We start from the raw sequence: 15,864 nt of genomic DNA, 5'->3' as shown, positions 1-15,864 counted from the left end.
ATGAAGGCGTCGGCCTCCGAGACCACCGAGGTGGTCCTGGAGGCCGATGGCCTGACCAAGCACTTCCCGGTCCGCAAGCGCGGCCGGGAGGTGTTCTCCAAGGTCAGCAGGGTGGTCCGGGCGGTCGACGACGTCAGCCTGACGTTGCGTCGTGGCCGGGTGACCGCGTTGGTCGGCGAGTCCGGTTCGGGCAAGTCCACTGTGGCCAGGCTCCTCGCCCAGCTGTACGACCGGACCGCCGGCGACATCAAGCTGCACGGCGAGTCGGTCTCAGTGAAGTCCGGCAAGCGGTTCCGGGCGTACTCGCGCCGGGTCCAGATGATCTTCCAGGACCCGTTCGCGTCGCTGAACCCGGTGCACACCGTGCGCTACCACCTGACCAGGGCGCTGAAGATCCACGACCGGGCAGGCAAGACCAAGGAGGACTTGGAGAAGGCGCTGGAGGCGCTGCTGACGAGGGTGCAGCTGACGCCGCCGGAGCGCTACATCGACAAGTTCCCGCACGAGCTGTCCGGCGGGCAGCGCCAGCGCGTGGCGATCGCCCGTGCGCTCGGTGCGGACCCCGAGGCGCTGCTCGCCGACGAGCCGGTGTCCATGTTGGACGTCTCGATCCGGCTCGGTGTGCTGAACCTGCTGCGGGACCTGAAGGAACGCCTGAACCTGGCGATCCTGTACATCACGCACGACATCGCTTCGGCACGGTACTTCGCCGACGAGACCATCGTGATGTACGCCGGGCGCATCGTCGAAGGCGGCGACAGCGAGACCGTCACCCAGCGTCCCGCGCACCCGTACACCCAGCTGCTGATCGACTCGGCGCCGGACCCGGACCAGATCGCCGCCCACTCGGCGAGTGAGAAGGACCGCGGCACGGGTGAACCGCCCAGCCTGATCAACCCACCGGCCGGATGCCGCTTCCACCCGCGCTGTCCCCACGTGATGGACCGGTGCAGGACCGAGCTGCCGCCGCGGTTCGAGATCGGCGACGGCCCCGGGCACTTCGCGGCGTGCTGGCTCTACGCGGACGGACAAGCCACGAGCGAGTCATCGGGCACAGGGCCGGGCTCATCCGACGGCCGCGCCCGCAGCGGGGAGCACGCATGAGCTATCTGCTGAAGCGGGTCGCGTTCTACGTGTTCACCGCGTGGGCCGCGATCACGCTGAACTTCTTCATCCCCCGGGTGATGCCGGGCGACCCGGTGCAGTCGCTGATCACCAGGTCCCGCGGCCAGATGACCGGTGACGCCGTGCAGTCGCTGTACGTCCTGTTCGGACTGGACCCGAACGAGAGCCTGCTGTCGCAGTACGTCAAGTACTGGGGCCAGCTCTTCCGCGGGGATCTCGGGCTGTCGTTCACGTTCTTCCCCAGCCAGGTCGGCGAGGTGATCGGCCAGGCACTGCCGTGGACGATGGCGCTGGTCGGCATCACCACGGTGATCGGCTTCCTGATCGGCACCACGCTCGGCACCCTGGCCGGGTGGCGCCGGGGGTCGTGGATCGACGCGCTCATCCCGGTGACGACGTTCCTGTCGTCCATCCCGTACTTCTGGCTCGGCCTGATCGCCATCGCGTTGCTGACCGGACCGGACAGTTTCTTCCCCGCGGGCAACGGGTACGACACCGGCCTGACCCCCGCGTGGGACTGGGAGTTCATCGGCAGCGCGGTCCAGCACAGCCTGCTGCCCGCGATCACGATCCTGATCTCGTCGATGGCGGGCTGGATCCTGAGCATGCGCAACATGATGGTCACGGTCGCGTCCGAGGACTACGTGACCGTCGCGCACGCCAAGGGCCTGCCCGAGCGCCGCGTGATGGTCGGCTACGCCGCCCGCAACGCGTTGCTGCCCAACGTGTCGGGCTTCGCGCTGTCGCTCGGCTTCATCGTCGGCGGCACCCTGCTGGTCGAGATCGTGTTCTCGTACCCGGGCCTTGGCTTCCTGCTGTTCCAGGGCGTCGGCACGAAGGACTACCCGTTGCTGCAGGGCATCTTCCTGATCATCACGTTGTCCGTGCTGCTGGCCAACTTCGTCGCGGACCTGGCGTACATGCTGCTCGACCCGCGTACCCGAAGGGAGGGCTGACCCATGGCAACACCGTCTGTCGTGGACGCGACACCGGTCGCCGCCGTTCCGGTCAAGGCGAAGCGGCGCAGGTTGCGGTTCATCGCCAGCCCGAAGGCCGCGATCGGACTCGGGATGATGGCCTTCTTCGTCATCTTGGCGATCATCGGTCCGTTCATCGCGCCGTACGACCCGTCCGAGCGGTCCAACGCACTGGTCGAGGCACCGTCCGCGGCGCACTGGCTCGGCACGACGCACCTCGGGCAGGACGTCTTCAGCCAGCTGGTCTCCGGTACCCGCAGTGTGATCCTGGTCGGCCTGCTCGCAGGCGTGATCGCGACCATCCTTTCGCTGCTCGTCGGCGTGACGTCCGGGTATCTCTCCGGAGCCGGCGCGGAGAGCCTGTCCGCGCTGTCCAACGTGTTCCTGGTGATCCCGGCGCTGCCGCTGATCATCATCATCACGTCGATCCTGCCGGAGACCACGGACGTCACCATCGCGCTCGTGATCGGCCTGACGTCATGGGCCTGGGGTGCGCGAGTGCTGCGCGCCCAGACGCTCTCGTTGCGGCGCAGGGACTACGTCGAAGCCGCCCGCGCGACGGGAGAGAAGACGTGGCGGATCATCATCTTCGAGATCATGCCCAACCTGACCGCCGTCATCGCGTCGAACTTCATCGGCACGGTCATCTTCGCGGTCACCTCCGAGATCACCCTGGCGTTCATCGGCGTGAACACCAGCGGTGACAACTGGAACTGGGGCACGATCCTGTTCTGGGCGCAGGGCCAGCAAGCGCTTGCGCAAGGCGCGTGGTGGTGGTTCGTGCCGGCCGGACTGGCGATCGCGCTGCTCGGCACCGCGCTGTCCCTGCTGAACTTCGGGATCGACGAGTTCGTCAGCCCGCGCCTGCGGGGCAACGGCAAATCGAAGGTCAAGACGGTCGACGGGCACACCGTCCGGATGCGCGTCGGTTTCACGCCAGTCCTGGGCTTTGGGCGGAAGGACGACACGCTATGAGCGACGCGGTGCTCGAAGTCAAGAACCTGGATGTCGACTACGGCCTCGGCAGCGAGGCCGTGCACGCCGTCCGGGACGTGAACCTGGTCCTGCACCGGGGCGAGGTCCTCGGCCTCGCGGGGGAGAGCGGCAGCGGCAAGTCGACCCTCGCGTACGGACTGACCCGGTTGCTGCCACCGCCTGGCGTGATCGCCGGTGGCGAGGTCATCTACCACGCGGAGAACGGCGACACCGCCGACATCATGCGGATGACCGACGAGGAGCTGCGCGAGTTCCGCTGGGCGGAGACCGCGATCGTGTTCCAGGGTGCGATGAACTCGCTCAACCCGGTGCACAAGATCTCCACCCAGATGACCGACGTGATCAGGGCGCACGATCCGGACTCCACGCCACGCTCCCGGCTCGACCGGGCCAAGGAGATGCTGGCGCTGGTCGGGATCTCCGCCGACCGGCTGGAGGCCTACCCGCACCAGCTGTCCGGTGGTATGCGCCAGCGCGTGATGATCGGCATGGCACTGGCGCTCGACCCGCGCCTCGTCATCATGGACGAGCCGACCACGGCGCTGGACGTGGTGATCCAGCGCCAGATCCTCGGCCAGCTCATCGAACTGCGCGAGCGGCTGGGCTTCTCGGTGCTGTTCATCACGCACGACCTGTCGCTGCTGGTCGAGTTCTCCGACCGGATCGCGATCATGTACGGCGGCCGGATCGTCGAGGAGGCACCGGCCGCCGACATCTACCGGGACTCACTGCACCCTTACAGTGACGGTTTGCTGCACTCGTTCCCCGCGTTGCGTGGGCCACGCAGGGAACTGACCGGTATCCCCGGCTCTCCGCCGGATCTACGCGCGATGCCGACCGGCTGCGCGTTCCATCCACGCTGCCCGAAGGCCTTCGACCCGTGTGCGACCACCCTGCCGGTGCTCGGCATCCCCGAGAGCCACACCGGACAGCAGCGCACGGTGGCCTGCTGGCTGCATCCCATCCACTGAATGGTTCTGACTAGGAGACCTATGGATACAACTGTGCCAACCGTCGGAACCCACTCCGAGGCAAGGGAAAGCGCCGATCCGATCGACACGCTGCCGTCATCGTTCCGGTGGGGTGTCGCGACTTCGGCGTACCAGATCGAAGGCGCGTATGACGAGGACGGGCGAACACCCTCCATCTGGGACACGTACTGCCGGACTCCGGGAATGGTGCACGAGGGCGAGAACGGTGACGTCGCCTGCGACCACTACCACCGGATGCCGGAGGACGTCGAGCTGATCCGTTCACTCGGCGTCGACACGTACCGGTTCTCGGTGGCGTGGCCGCGTGTGCAGCCGGGCGGACGTGGCCCGGTCAACCACGCGGGTCTGGCGTTCTACGACCGGCTGGTGGACGAGTTGCTGGGCAAGGGCATCGACCCGTGGGTCACGCTGTACCACTGGGACCTGCCGCAGGAACTGGAGGACGAAGGCGGCTGGCCGGTGCGGGACACCGCATACCGGTTCGCCGACTACGCGATGCTGGTCTTCGACCAGCTGAAGGACCGCGTGCAGACGTGGACGACGCTGAACGAGCCGTGGTGCTCGGCCATGCTCGGCTACGCCTACGGCACGCAGGCGCCGGGCCGTCAGGACCTGCCCGCCGCGATCTCCGCCGTCCACCACCTGCTGCTCGGTCATGGCCTTGCCACGCAACGGATGCGTGCCGAGGCGCCCCGGCCGATCGAGCTCGGCATCACCCTGAACATGGGCACGTCCGACCCGGCGACGGACTCGGAGCCGGACATCGCCGCGGCCCGCCGCGCCGATGGCCTGGGCGTGCGGATCTACATGGATCCGTTGGTGCACGGCCGTTACCCGGCCGACGTCGTGGAAGACCTGGCCGCCCGCGGGATCCGCATCCCGGTCCGGCCCGGCGACCTCAGCGTGATCTCGGCGCCGATCGACGTGCTCGGTGTGAACTTCTACAGTGGACACGTCTTCTCGGGCGTCGACGAGAACGGCCGGGACCGCGACGGCGACGGCAACCCCGTCGAGCGTTCCATCCCGCAGGGTCACCCGGTGACCGCGATGGGCTGGGAGATCGTGCCGGACGCGTTCACCAGGCTGCTGACCCGGTTGTCCAAGGACTACCCGGGCCTGCCGATGGTGATCACGGAGAACGGCGCTGCCTTCGACGACGAGCCGGACGCCGCGGGCTTCGTCAGGGACTTCGACCGGATCGACTACTTCAACACCCACATCGGCGCGGTCGCGCGTGCACGTCAGGCGGGGGCCGACGTGCGCGGGTACTTCGCGTGGTCGTTGATGGACAACTTCGAGTGGTCTTACGGCTACGCGAAGCGATTCGGCATTGTCCGCGTGGACTACGACACGCAGGTCCGTACGCCGAAGCAGAGCGCCCTCTGGTACCGCGACACGATCAAACGTGTCCGCGGCCACTAGGTGAACCCTCGTGAGTGTTTAGCCGGGTTAGAACCCGGTTAAACACTCACGAGTCGTTGTCAGCCACGGGGGACTGTGAAGCCCACGATGGCGGGGTTGTTCCAGTCGCTCGAAGCCACCGTCGCGCCCTTCGCCGCCGCCTGCCGGACCCGGTCCTGGGCCTGTTGCACGGTGGGGTTGCGACCGTCGATGGCCGGGGCGACACTGTGCACACTCGCCATCGTCACCAGGTAGTTCCCGTTGGTGTAGAAGCTGGTGTCGCCGCTGAACCAGCCGCCGGCATCCCCGTCGAAGGTGACGTACCACTGGGCTCGGGTCCCGCCGTTGCCGCCGGTCCGCGGGTCCACTGAGGACGCTCCGTTGATGGTCGGGAACATCATCGCCGAGCCGAGGTTGGCGCCGAGCGAGGTCAGATAGTCGGCGTACTCGTGGTGAGTGTCGTAGTTGTCAAAGGGATTGCCTGCCTCGAACGCGCCGGTGATCAACGTGAACAGGAACTTCCCGCGCAGACTCTCCCGGCTTGGCCAAGCGCCCGCCCGCACGGCCGCGTCCAGCGTCGCGTGACTTCCCTTGACGTCAGCGGGTTTCACCACGTTGGCCGCACCCAACACCGACGCGATCAGCGCGTCGAGACGATCAGGCCCGTATCCACCACGACCGTCGTACCCGTTCTTCGCTTCCAGCTTGATGATCAGCGGCGCGTGGGTGGGGTTCTGGTCGTGCCACAGCTTGATGTTGCGCAGACACGCTTCGAAACCCTGGTTGCGTGAGCCGGTCCGTAAAGCGGCGAAACTCGTCGCGGACGAGCAGTTGTTGGCCGCCGCCCACGGCTCGTGGCTCACCTGATAACGGCCGCTGCCCAGGAAGTTCTGCCAGAGGTCGATTTCGATCATCGACGCGCCGGACTCCAGCGCGTCGGCCAGCCAGGGAAATGTGGCTTGTTCGTAGGCGTTGTGCACGCCCACTCCGGTGATGCCCGCGATCGAGGCATCGGCCGCGTGCGCGGGCGTCGGAGCTGCGATCAGGGCGGCCGTGGCCAGCGTCAGCGCCAAGCGCTTCATCGGGTCTCCTGGTGCGGGAAAGGGACAACGACTGACAACCATGAACCACGTGATATACAAACGGACCGCGTTCCACCCGGTCAAGATCAAACAGGATAGTCGTCCGGCATTCCGTCCGTTCGGCGTACGCGATTGGCGGGAATGTTCCGAGCTGTTCGTGAACGCGTTGTTGTGCCATGATGCGCACAGGGGGGAACGGACCGGGGGTCGGGCCATGGCTACCGTTCTCAGTATCGTCCTGCAGCACCACAACCGGTTGTTCCGCGAAATGCTGGCGGCGCACCTGGCGCGCGAGCCGGATATCACCGTGCTCGGCACGGCGGCCTCAGGTCCGGAACTGGTTCAGCTCTGTGATCTGCGACGGCCTGCCGTCGCGCTGTTCGAAGCCGACGCGCCCAGGTGGAGCAACGAACGCCTCGTCTCGCTGCTGCTGCCGCCGGGCAGGCTCATGCGAATGATCGGCCTGCACCAGTCCTTGACCACCGCGCACGTGATCCGGGCCTATGAGGCCGGAGTCAGCGCGTTGGTGCCGTACTCCGGCGGCCTGGAACCGTTGCTGGCCGCGATCAGGGCGCCGTCATCGGCGATCGAGACAGCGCGGGCCAAGCGCGGCGGCGGGGACGCGCTCACCCAGCGCGAACTCGAAGTCCTCTACCTCGTCTGCGCCGGTTACCCGCCTCGGCAGATCGGCCTGGAACTGGGCATCAGCCCGCACACGGTCGAGAACCACAAACAGCGCATCTTCACCAAACTCGGTGTGCACAGCCAGGCGCACGCCGCGGCGAGCGCCGTGCGCCTGGGACTGCTTTCCCATGCCCAGCCCGCCCGGCCGGACGGCGGGACCGCGGAACGAAGACCCGGCCTCCGGGTGGTGCTGGCCAAGACCGGCGGCCCGATCGCCGGCCGCGCGAGGCAGGTGCTCGACAAGCACCACATCATCGTGCTGGACAAGGAAAACGTCCCGAAGCGGCGCGCGGAGTGCGACACCGTGGACGAGTCGGCGGTGACCGTCCTGATCGATCCGCCGACGTCCGAATGGCGCGGCCGGCGTGGCCGGGGCGTCGTGGTGATCACCAGCCAGGAACCCAAACACCACCTCGTGGCGCAGGCCGTCGCCACCGGTGTGACCGTCCTGCCCGTGTCCGGGGTGGACGATCTGCTCGCACCGGCCGTCGAGGCCGCGAACGTGGGATACGTCCTGCTCAGCGCGGCTCACTCGCGGGCCGTGCTTGGTCCACAGGACGTCGAGTGGCGCCGTTGGCAGCTCGCGCTCACCCCGCGCGAACAGGAGATCCTGTCGGCTATCGCGCAGGGGCACACCACCAAACAGACCGCGCGGCTGCTCGGCATCTCGGTCCGCACTGTCGAGAACCTGCAAGGGAATCTGTTTCGCAAGCTGCGGGTGCACCGCAAGGCGGCGGCACTGGCGGTCGCGCACGAACTGGGACTGTTGGACGAATGAGACGGCGCCGTTCGTGGGAATTGCGTCCCGTTTTCGCACGCACCGCGAATACGCCACCGGCCGCGGCGGGGCCGAAATGACAAGAAAGTCCCGGAAATCAGCGAAGGTGTTCCGGTGCGGGGAAATTCGGCATCGACCGGCCGGTCATCAACCGGAACTGCCGGGCGGCCACGATCCGCAGCACCTCCCAGCCGTCGATCACCCGCAGCCGCAGCCGTCGGGCGGCATCCACCAGTGCGGTCGGCCGACGCCCGTACGCCAGGTCGACCAGAATCGTGTCGCGGGGGAGCTGCCCCAGACTGAACACCAGATCCTCGCGGACCGGCGTCGCGTGCACGATCAACGAGTAGTCCTCGGGGGTGAATCGGTGCAGCGGCACGTAGTCAAGGCCGAGCAGCCGGGCCGCTCGCCCGCCACGGTCCTGGCCCCGGTTCACCAGCGTCGGTGTCACGCCGAACCGCAGCAGTCCGGCGGCCGCGCCGCGCCCGGCGCCGCCGCACCCGACGACCGCCGCTTTCCTGCCGGTGAGCTGGATGCCGGCCCGGCCAAGCGCGCCGACGACGCCGATCGGATCAGTGGTGTGCGCCCGCCAGCCGGACTCCGTGCGAACCAGCACGTTCGCCGCGCCGGCCCGGGCCGCCGCGCCGCTAGCCACCTCGGCCAGCCGTAACGCCGCCTCTTTGTACGGCGCCTCAATGGTTCCACCCACCAGCGGGAAGCCGAGCGCGGCCAGGCCGTCGGCGAAGGTCCGCCAGGTGGACAGGAAGTCCGTTGTCGGAATGGGCAGGTACAGCCCTGGGTAGCCGAGAGCCCGGTAGGCCCGGTTGTGCAGCCTCGGCGAGAACGACCCGGCGACCGACCGGCCTGCGAGACCGAACAGGTGCCGGACCTGTGGCACGGCCGGGAACGGGTAGTCGCGTAACAGCCGGTTGATCGACGGGACCTCGTCGGTCCGGCCGCCGATGCGCCCGTACACCATGGGAGCGCCGAGCCAAGGCGCCAGCAACCGTCCACATGGGCCGGTCTCGCCGACGCTGAACGCGGTGACGTTGGTCCGGTTGAGCTTGTGCAGCAGGCGTAAGGGCGCCAGCGCCTGTTCGGCCGTCGCGGCGTGTGTCGTCAAGGAGTAGTGCCGTGCCGGGATTCCGGCCATCTGGCTGAACCTGGCCAGCAACGCGGTGAGCGACGTGCTCGTGGTACTCGGCCCGTACCACGCGAGCAGCCGGTGATGTGGCGGGATCGCGGCGAGGATCGCCGGCGTGGTGTCCCGGCCGATCTCCAGTTCCACGAGGTCGTAGCGCTTCGCCGCGGCCAGTAGCCTGCGTTCGCGCTGTTCGGTGCTGCCGGCGTACACCCCGCCCGAGCCTGTGGTGCGCAGACTGTAGATCAGTTCACCGGACATGTGGTCACGCAACACGGCCGGGTGGATGTCACCGAGCAGGTCCGCCCGCACCGCCAGGCCGCCGCCCGCCCGGTCGAGCAACCGCATGTCCTCGGTGTGCCGCCATGGCGGTCCGTGCAGCGTCCCGACCGGCGTGCACGTCGCTCCCTTGTGGACTGACGGGGGATGTGCGCGCGTCACGGTGCTCTCCTCCAGTCGCAGGAAACCGGGAGTGATGGCGCAGCACGTGCGCGTTTGCAGTCTGACATACCACGTGACTGTCCGCTGGACGGAACTGTTCGGTACTCGGGCGTAGGATTTCGGGTAAACGTCCCATGGTCGGGTTACCGGAAAGTCGCTTACGGCAGGGCGTACGCCGTTCGACTGTCCACAAGTGACTCGACGTGGGGAGGTACGCTCGGTGTTTCGACGTGTGCCCCTGAACACTAGGCTACCGGTGTGCGTGATCTCCGGGAGCTGCCCAAGGCGAACCTGCACCTGCACCTGACCGGCGGGATGCGGCACGCCACGCTGGTCGAGCTCACCGCGGTCCACGGGATGACGGTGCCTCCTCCGCTGCCGATGGGGGAGGTCCAGCCGTGGGAGGCGTTCCAGGCGAGGTACGACGCCAGGCGTGCCGCCATCCGCGGCGCCGAGGACATTCACCGCGTGATCACCGAGTCGATCGAGGACAACCTGGCCGACGGGTGCACGTGGCTGGAGATCCAGGTCGACCCGACCTCGTACGCGCCACTGCTGGGCGGGTACGAGCCGGTGGTCGAGGTCGCGCTGGACGCCATGGCGGGCCGTCCGTGCGGACTGATCATCGCGTCCAGCTGGGCCCGGTCCGGTGCGCACGCGACCGCGTTGGCGAAGGTGGCGGCCCGGTATACCAACGTGGCCGGGTTCGGTCTGTCCAATGACGAGCGCCGCGGTGACGTCGCGGACTTCGCCGAGGCGTTCCGGATCGCCACCGACGCGGGCCTGATCTCCGTGCCGCATGCGGGTTTCTTCGAGGAGGCGTGGCACGTACGAGCATGTGTCGACACGCTGAACGCCCGGCGAATCGGGCACGGCATCACGGCGATGCGCGACCGGGACACAGTGGCTTACCTGGCGGAGAAGCAGGTCGCGCTCGAGGTCTGCCCAACGTCGTATCCGCCTTTCGGCGTAGCGTCTTACGAATCCCTGCCGATCCGCGATCTGCTCGATGCCGGTGTGCCGGTCGCGTTGGCCTCCGACGATCCGCTCCTCTTCGGCGCGGACGTCACCGCCCAGTACACGATCGCGCGCGACGTCATCGGCCTGTCGGACATCGAACTCGCCGCCGTCGCGAAGCATTCCATCGCCGTGTCGACAGCTCCTGAGGACGTCAAACAGCGCACTGCCGACGCCATCGCGACCTGGTGCGCCGCTGTCCCGTGACCGACGCCGAAACGGTTGCCACTGTGCACTTTCGTGCGCCATGGGCCGGATGAACCGGCCGTGCGGATGCGTGTACTGTGCGGAAATCGGGTGGTGATCATCGGCCTCGGGCTCGCCGCGGAGATGACCCCGTCCTGTGCAGGCGCTCGGCCGAAACTAGGGGACCATGGTTCGCGTTCTGATTGTGTGCGCGTTGGTGCTGGCTGGATGTGGTACCGCCGCATCCGAACAACCTCGACCGGAGAAGCGGAACCACGACCGGGTCGTGCGCATGTCCGGCGGTGAGGCGCTCAGTTACGTGCACTCGGACACCGCGTCGCAGGTGTTGTGCTCGGCCCTGCCGGACGAGAAGCTGCGCCGGGTGCTGGCCGCCACCGCGGTGGTGCGTGAGCGGCATCCCGACGGTGCCAAGGGAACGTGCCGGATCCGCGACGACCGCGGGTCGAAGGCGATCGACCTGTCGCTGCACGGGGTGTGGGACAGGTTCGCGCCGAGCGCCCGGATCGCCGGGCGGCCCGCGCAGATCAACGTGAACACCAAGGTCGTCATCGACGTGGCCATCGCCGAGACCGACGGCTACCGCACGGCGAGCAAGCGGACGCCGATCCTGCGGGCCCAGGGCCCGGTCAGTATCGACATGATGGTCCGCGGCCTGCTCGACGAACTGGTCCCGGTACTGGCCGAACAGACCGACGAACTGCCCCAGGTGGACGAGGACGGCACGGTCGCGTTCTCCTCGACACCGCTGACCGCCGACGAGTTCGTCGACCTGCCCAGGCCGATGCAGGTGCTCCAGTTGTGCACTGTCGCCGAGCAGGTACTGCACTTGGAGGTGGTCAGGGCGATCGACACCGGCACGTGCACCCTGCGCCGCCCGGACGGCCGGACGCTGGCACTGGTCGTGGTGGACTCGGTGGGCTCGGAGCAGCTCACCGAGAAGGTCGCCGGACGTCCCGCGCGCTTCGGCGAATCCACCATCACGGTCCGCCTGCGGGACGACGCGCTGCTCGACCTGATGATCGGGGACACCGATCCGAAGCTCGCCGAGCAGCTCGTCCGCGCTCTCGGTCAGGGGTAAGGAAACGGGGGACGGCCGGTCCCGGTGATCCGGGCGTTGCCCCACGGGTCGAGTTCGGCGAGGCGTCCGCGGCGCGGGCTGCCACCGGGAAGCCTTACTGTGACGTCGTTGTGGCCGCGCTTGTACAGCGCGGTGACGTCGGGATGTGCGGTGATCCGGCCGTACCAGCGGTAACTGCCGTCGATCGGCTGCAAATGGCCCATCAGGTGCACTTCGACGTCGATCTCCGCGCCGTCGACGGTCAGTACGGCCGGGCCGCGATGCGTTTCGTCGAGCTCGCTTTCGTACGGCGTGAAGATGTAGTCGTGCGGATCCGGTTTGCGCCGGTAAGAGATCCGGGCGTGCGGCTGGACCTCGATGCGTCTCGCGTCCTGCAGGCCCATCATCCGCAGGCAGCGGGCGATGTAGCGGAAGTTGCCGTCCTCGAAGCGGAAGGCGTTCGGCCCGGTCACCGGGAACGTCGTCACGATAACGCGCGCCGTTGTGGTCCGGCCGTTGGGCGCGGTGACCGTCCACATGTCAGTGCGTGGGTCGAACTCGTGGCTGACGACCTCGTCGAGCAGCACGACGTCGAAGCCGGGCAGTTTGCGGGCCATCCGGTCGGGCACGCCGATCAGCGCGACCCTCATGCGATGAACCCGGCCGCCCGCCAGCGTTCCCTGGCCCTGCCGCGGAAGATGCCCTGTTCGTCGAAGAACCGGCGCAGCTTGTCGAAGCCCTCCTGCTTGACCTTGCGGTAGTGCGGGTTGGCCACGGCCTGCCGGTAGGCCTCGTCCGCGTCCAGCCCGGCGCGGGCGTAGATCCGGCGGTGCACGAGCTGGTCGCTGAAGAACTGGCCGCCGTAGCCGACCATCCGGCCGATGCTCTCCTTCTCCCACCAGGACGCGTAGCGCATCCGCCGTGCGACACCTTCCCGCGCCCACTGGATGTGCCGGGCCTCCTCGACGACGTGGATCCGCATCATCCGCCGGACGACCGGCTGCATGCCGGGATCGTCCATGATCCGCCGCTGCCAGGTGTCGAAGATTTCCTCGCCGATCAGGGCCCCGACCCACAGGTGCAGCCCGCGCAGCCGGCGCGGCAGTGACCTGGTGATCGCGAGCTGGGCCTTGGGTTGCCGGTAGTACCGGGCGCCGATCTTGTCGATCAGCCTGCCGAACATCAGCATGTGACGGCACTCGTCGCCGATCTCGGTCAGCGCGTAGTGCGTGTGCCGCGCGCCCGGGTCCGCGTCGAAGATCATCCGCAGCAGGGCCTGGTTGAGCACGTTCTCGAACCAGTGCCCGACGCTGAGCAGGTTCGCCAGTTCCTGTCTGGACAGTTCGATCCGCTGCCGTGGCGTCATCCGGTGCCACAGCGGGGTGTCGTAGAGCGCGGACAGGTCCGGCGGCAGGAAGTACTTGCCGTCCTCCAGCGGCGCGTCCCAGTCGATGTCCACGGCCGAGTCGTACGAGCGCCGGACCGAACCGTTGAGCAACCGCTGGGCGTCCTGCTCGGTGTCCCTCATCGCGCACCTCTTTACGTCTGGGCCTCAAACGTAAACCTGACGGGTGGGACAGGTCAACCAGGCTCGATAAGCTTCTCCTCGTGGCGGACGATCTGAAGGACCGGATCCTCGACGCCGCCGTGGAGTGCTTGCTGGAGAGCCATCCCGGCGCGCGGGTCCACGCGGCGATCGCCGAGCGGGCCGGCGTCTCCCGGCCGACGGTCTACAAGTACGTCGGTGACCAGGACGCCATCGTGATGGCGTTGATGGAGCGGGACATCGCCCGGATGCACGCCGCCGCCGCGTCCGTGGTGACCCGGTCGGGATCGCTGCGGGAGCGGTTCCTCGACACGATCGTCTTCGTCGTCGGCTACGCCCGTGACCACCGGTTGCTGCAGAAGGCGCTGCGGGAGGACCCGGCGTCGATCCTGCCGTGGTTCACGGTGAACTCCGAGCCGGTCATCGAGATGGGCATCGGCCTGTTCGGCCCGCACGTCAAGCAGGCCATCGCGGACGGCGAGTTCCCGGCCGTCGACCCGAGGGTGATCGTCGAGTGGTGCTGCCGGCTGATCCTGTCGTTGATCACCACGCCCGGCACGATCCGCACCGACGACCCGGCCGCGCTGCGTCGTTATCTGGAAGACCTGCTGGATATCGGCATGCCACGATGACCGGCATGGTTGAGACCAATGTCGAGCAGTGGAAGTCCTGGAACGGCGACGACGGCGACTTCTGGGTGGAGCGGGCCGACCGGCTCGACGAGGGCATCGCGAACTACATGGAGCCCTTCCTCGCCGCGGCCGCGATCCAGCCGACGGACCACGTGCTCGACGTCGGGTGCGGTACCGGCACGACGACCCGCGAGGCGGCCGCGTGTGCCAACGAGGTTCTGGGCGTCGATCTCTCCGGGCAGATGATCGCGCTGGCGCGGCAGCGTTCGGCGGGCCTCACGAACGTCCGGTTCGAGCAGGCGGACGCCCAGGTGCATCCCTTCGCCGAAGGCGAGTTCGACGTCGCCGTCAGCCGTAACGGCTCGATGTTCTTCGAGGACCCGGTCGCGGCCTTCGGCAACATCCGGCGGGCGCTGAAGCCGGGCGGCAGGCTGGTGCTGCTGGCGTGGCAGCCGATGGACGACAACGTGTGGCTCACCACGTTCCGCGGGATCATGGCGGCCGGTCGTGATCTGCCGAAGCCGCCGCCGGACGGGGCGCACGCGTTCTCGCTGAGCGACCCCGGCCGGGTTCATCCGCTACTGGACAAGGCGGGTTTCCAGGACGTACGGATGACCGCGTTGTCGAAGCCGATGTACTTCGGCCGCGATCCCGGGGACGCGGCCGAGTTCATCGCCGGCCAGTTCGCCAAGCTGATCGAGCCGGAGCGGCGAGCCTCCGTGCTCGCCGCACTCCGCACCGACATGGCAGACCACATGACCGCACGCGGAGTGGAGTACGACTCCGCCTCCTGGCTCATCCAGGCCACCCACCCCTCGTGAGCGTTTATCAGGGTTAGAACGCCGATAAACACTCACGAGGGGGTGGGTGGGCTGGTTCTGTGGATGTTCCGTGTGGTGGCGTCGCATACGGTGTGATGCCGAGGGGGCGGACGTCGGCTTCTGTCGTCACCACCTGCTTCGGTCCCGCCTGACCGGACAGGGGTGTCGACGGAGGCTGGCCCTGTCCGGAGCGTCACTTGGGTGACCCGGTGCAGGGGTGATGGCGGCGTGGGGCGCCATCACCCTCATCCGCCGGTCGAACGCGCCCTAGCGGATGACGAGGCCGGCGGACATCAGTGACTGTTCGACACGGAGCCGTTCGATCTCCAGAGGCGTGCCGAGGCCGACGGCGTCAAGGCGGTGCGGTACGTCGACCGCGCGGCACGCCTGCATCAGCAGAGCGTCGTACGCCTGGAGCGTGCCCATGCGGCGGACCATCGGGGTGCCTGGCCCGTAGGCAGTGAGGACGCGGTGGACGCGGCGGAGATCCGCGGCGATGCGTTCGATCGGGAGGTTCGTGGCGGTGGCACGGCTTCGCCGGAAACGCCGGATCAGCCGGGGCAGGCGCAGCACCGCCCAGCACGCTGCTGTCGGAACTGTCGCGATCACCAGGTACAGCAGCATGTTCGTGACGGGCACGGCGTCGTCGCCGGGCATGCGCTCATCGTACGCCGGTCAGGCGTTGTTCTGCTTCCGCCGTGAACTGATCATGCAACCGCCGATGACCCCGGCGATCAGCGCACTGACGATGAGCATGAAAGCGCCTGTGAGGATGCCGAGCAGGCCGAGAGCCAGCGCGACGGTCACCGCGATCACCTGAAGCGCCGAAGAAGGATTCTTCGCCGGGCCGGAACGCAGGGTGCGCGCGAGTTCGGGGTCGTCCTGCTCGAACCATTCTTCGATCAAGCGGAGTTGTCTGCGCTCGTACGGTGTGAACATTTCGGGGCTCCCGGGCGTCGTCATCTGG

General features: G+C 67.9%; 16 protein-coding genes. 10 read left to right on the top strand and 6 right to left on the bottom strand.

Annotation, left to right across the window (positions count from 1 at the left end):
- Genes GC106_RS02640 through GC106_RS02620 form a run of 5 tightly spaced genes read left to right on the top strand, consistent with a single transcriptional unit; the run spans position 1 to position 5,512 of the window.
- The gene (locus GC106_RS02640; RefSeq protein WP_246364626.1) at positions 1–1,104 is read left to right on the top strand and encodes an ABC transporter ATP-binding protein; all 1,104 of its coding nucleotides are present in this window, start codon (positions 1–3) and stop codon (positions 1,102–1,104) included.
- Positions 1,101–2,081, top strand: coding sequence for an ABC transporter permease (locus GC106_RS02635; protein ID WP_173123892.1), 981 nt, complete (start codon positions 1,101–1,103; stop codon positions 2,079–2,081). Before GC106_RS02640 ends, GC106_RS02635 begins: the two co-directional genes overlap by 4 nt.
- A gap of 3 nt (positions 2,082–2,084) precedes the next feature.
- Positions 2,085–3,077 (top strand): ABC transporter permease, encoded by a 993-nt coding sequence (locus tag GC106_RS02630; RefSeq protein WP_173123890.1) that lies wholly within the window; start codon positions 2,085–2,087, stop codon positions 3,075–3,077.
- Complete coding sequence (locus GC106_RS02625) at positions 3,074–4,069, top strand: ABC transporter ATP-binding protein (protein WP_173123888.1); 996 nt, start codon at positions 3,074–3,076, stop codon at positions 4,067–4,069. Before GC106_RS02630 ends, GC106_RS02625 begins: the two co-directional genes overlap by 4 nt.
- Before the next feature lie 21 nt (positions 4,070–4,090).
- Positions 4,091–5,512, top strand: coding sequence for a GH1 family beta-glucosidase (locus GC106_RS02620; RefSeq protein ID WP_173123886.1), 1,422 nt, complete (start codon positions 4,091–4,093; stop codon positions 5,510–5,512).
- Positions 5,513–5,571: 59 nt separating this feature from the next.
- Here GC106_RS02620 and GC106_RS02615 read toward each other — a convergent pair whose 3' ends face one another.
- Positions 5,572–6,573, bottom strand: coding sequence for a phosphatidylinositol-specific phospholipase C domain-containing protein (locus tag GC106_RS02615; protein WP_173123884.1), 1,002 nt, complete (start codon positions 6,571–6,573; stop codon positions 5,572–5,574).
- Positions 6,574–6,787: 214 nt separating this feature from the next.
- On the opposite strand from GC106_RS02615, the gene GC106_RS02610 reads away from it, so the two are divergent.
- Positions 6,788–8,035, top strand: coding sequence for a response regulator transcription factor (locus GC106_RS02610; protein WP_173123882.1), 1,248 nt, complete (start codon positions 6,788–6,790; stop codon positions 8,033–8,035).
- A gap of 97 nt (positions 8,036–8,132) precedes the next feature.
- On the opposite strand, the gene GC106_RS02605 is transcribed toward GC106_RS02610, so the two are convergent.
- Positions 8,133–9,617, bottom strand: coding sequence for a type I 3-dehydroquinate dehydratase (locus GC106_RS02605; protein ID WP_173123880.1), 1,485 nt, complete (start codon positions 9,615–9,617; stop codon positions 8,133–8,135).
- 258 nt (positions 9,618–9,875) lie between these two features.
- Between GC106_RS02605 and add the strand changes: the two genes are divergently transcribed.
- Positions 9,876–10,841, top strand: a complete 966-nt coding sequence (add, locus tag GC106_RS02600) for an adenosine deaminase (protein WP_217279929.1) — start codon at positions 9,876–9,878, stop codon at positions 10,839–10,841.
- 166 nt (positions 10,842–11,007) lie between these two features.
- The gene (locus tag GC106_RS02595; RefSeq protein WP_173123878.1) at positions 11,008–11,919 is read left to right on the top strand and encodes a hypothetical protein; all 912 of its coding nucleotides are present in this window, start codon (positions 11,008–11,010) and stop codon (positions 11,917–11,919) included.
- On the opposite strand, the gene GC106_RS47480 is transcribed toward GC106_RS02595, so the two are convergent.
- The gene (locus GC106_RS47480) at positions 11,910–12,548 is read right to left on the bottom strand and encodes a DUF4873 domain-containing protein (protein ID WP_246364625.1); all 639 of its coding nucleotides are present in this window, start codon (positions 12,546–12,548) and stop codon (positions 11,910–11,912) included. The genes GC106_RS02595 and GC106_RS47480 overlap by 10 nt on opposite strands.
- The gene (locus tag GC106_RS02585) at positions 12,545–13,426 is read right to left on the bottom strand and encodes an AurF N-oxygenase family protein (RefSeq protein ID WP_173123876.1); all 882 of its coding nucleotides are present in this window, start codon (positions 13,424–13,426) and stop codon (positions 12,545–12,547) included. Before GC106_RS02585 ends, GC106_RS47480 begins: the two co-directional genes overlap by 4 nt.
- 80 nt (positions 13,427–13,506) lie before the next feature.
- Between GC106_RS02585 and GC106_RS02580 the strand changes: the two genes are divergently transcribed.
- Together GC106_RS02580 and GC106_RS02575 are read left to right on the top strand one after the other, a co-directional pair.
- On the top strand, positions 13,507–14,076 hold the full coding sequence (locus GC106_RS02580) for a TetR/AcrR family transcriptional regulator (protein ID WP_173123874.1): 570 nt from the start codon (positions 13,507–13,509) through the stop codon (positions 14,074–14,076).
- 5 nt (positions 14,077–14,081) lie between these two features.
- The gene (locus tag GC106_RS02575; protein WP_246364624.1) at positions 14,082–14,897 is read left to right on the top strand and encodes a class I SAM-dependent methyltransferase; all 816 of its coding nucleotides are present in this window, start codon (positions 14,082–14,084) and stop codon (positions 14,895–14,897) included.
- 267 nt (positions 14,898–15,164) lie between these two features.
- Here the strand turns inward: GC106_RS02575 and GC106_RS02570 are convergent, their stop codons facing one another.
- The gene (locus tag GC106_RS02570; RefSeq protein ID WP_173123870.1) at positions 15,165–15,554 is read right to left on the bottom strand and encodes a hypothetical protein; all 390 of its coding nucleotides are present in this window, start codon (positions 15,552–15,554) and stop codon (positions 15,165–15,167) included.
- Between the two features lie 18 nt (positions 15,555–15,572).
- Entirely contained in the window at positions 15,573–15,836 is a 264-nt protein-coding gene (locus GC106_RS02565; RefSeq protein WP_173123868.1) for a DUF3040 domain-containing protein, read from the bottom strand.
- Between the last annotated feature and the right edge of the window lie 28 nt (positions 15,837–15,864).

It is taken from the genome of Kibdelosporangium persicum, from assembly GCF_013280595.1.
GTDB lineage: Bacteria > Actinomycetota > Actinomycetes > Mycobacteriales > Pseudonocardiaceae > Kibdelosporangium > Kibdelosporangium persicum.
The sequence above is the reverse complement of the archived record's forward strand: the minus strand, read 5'-3'. Positions and strand labels throughout refer to the sequence as shown.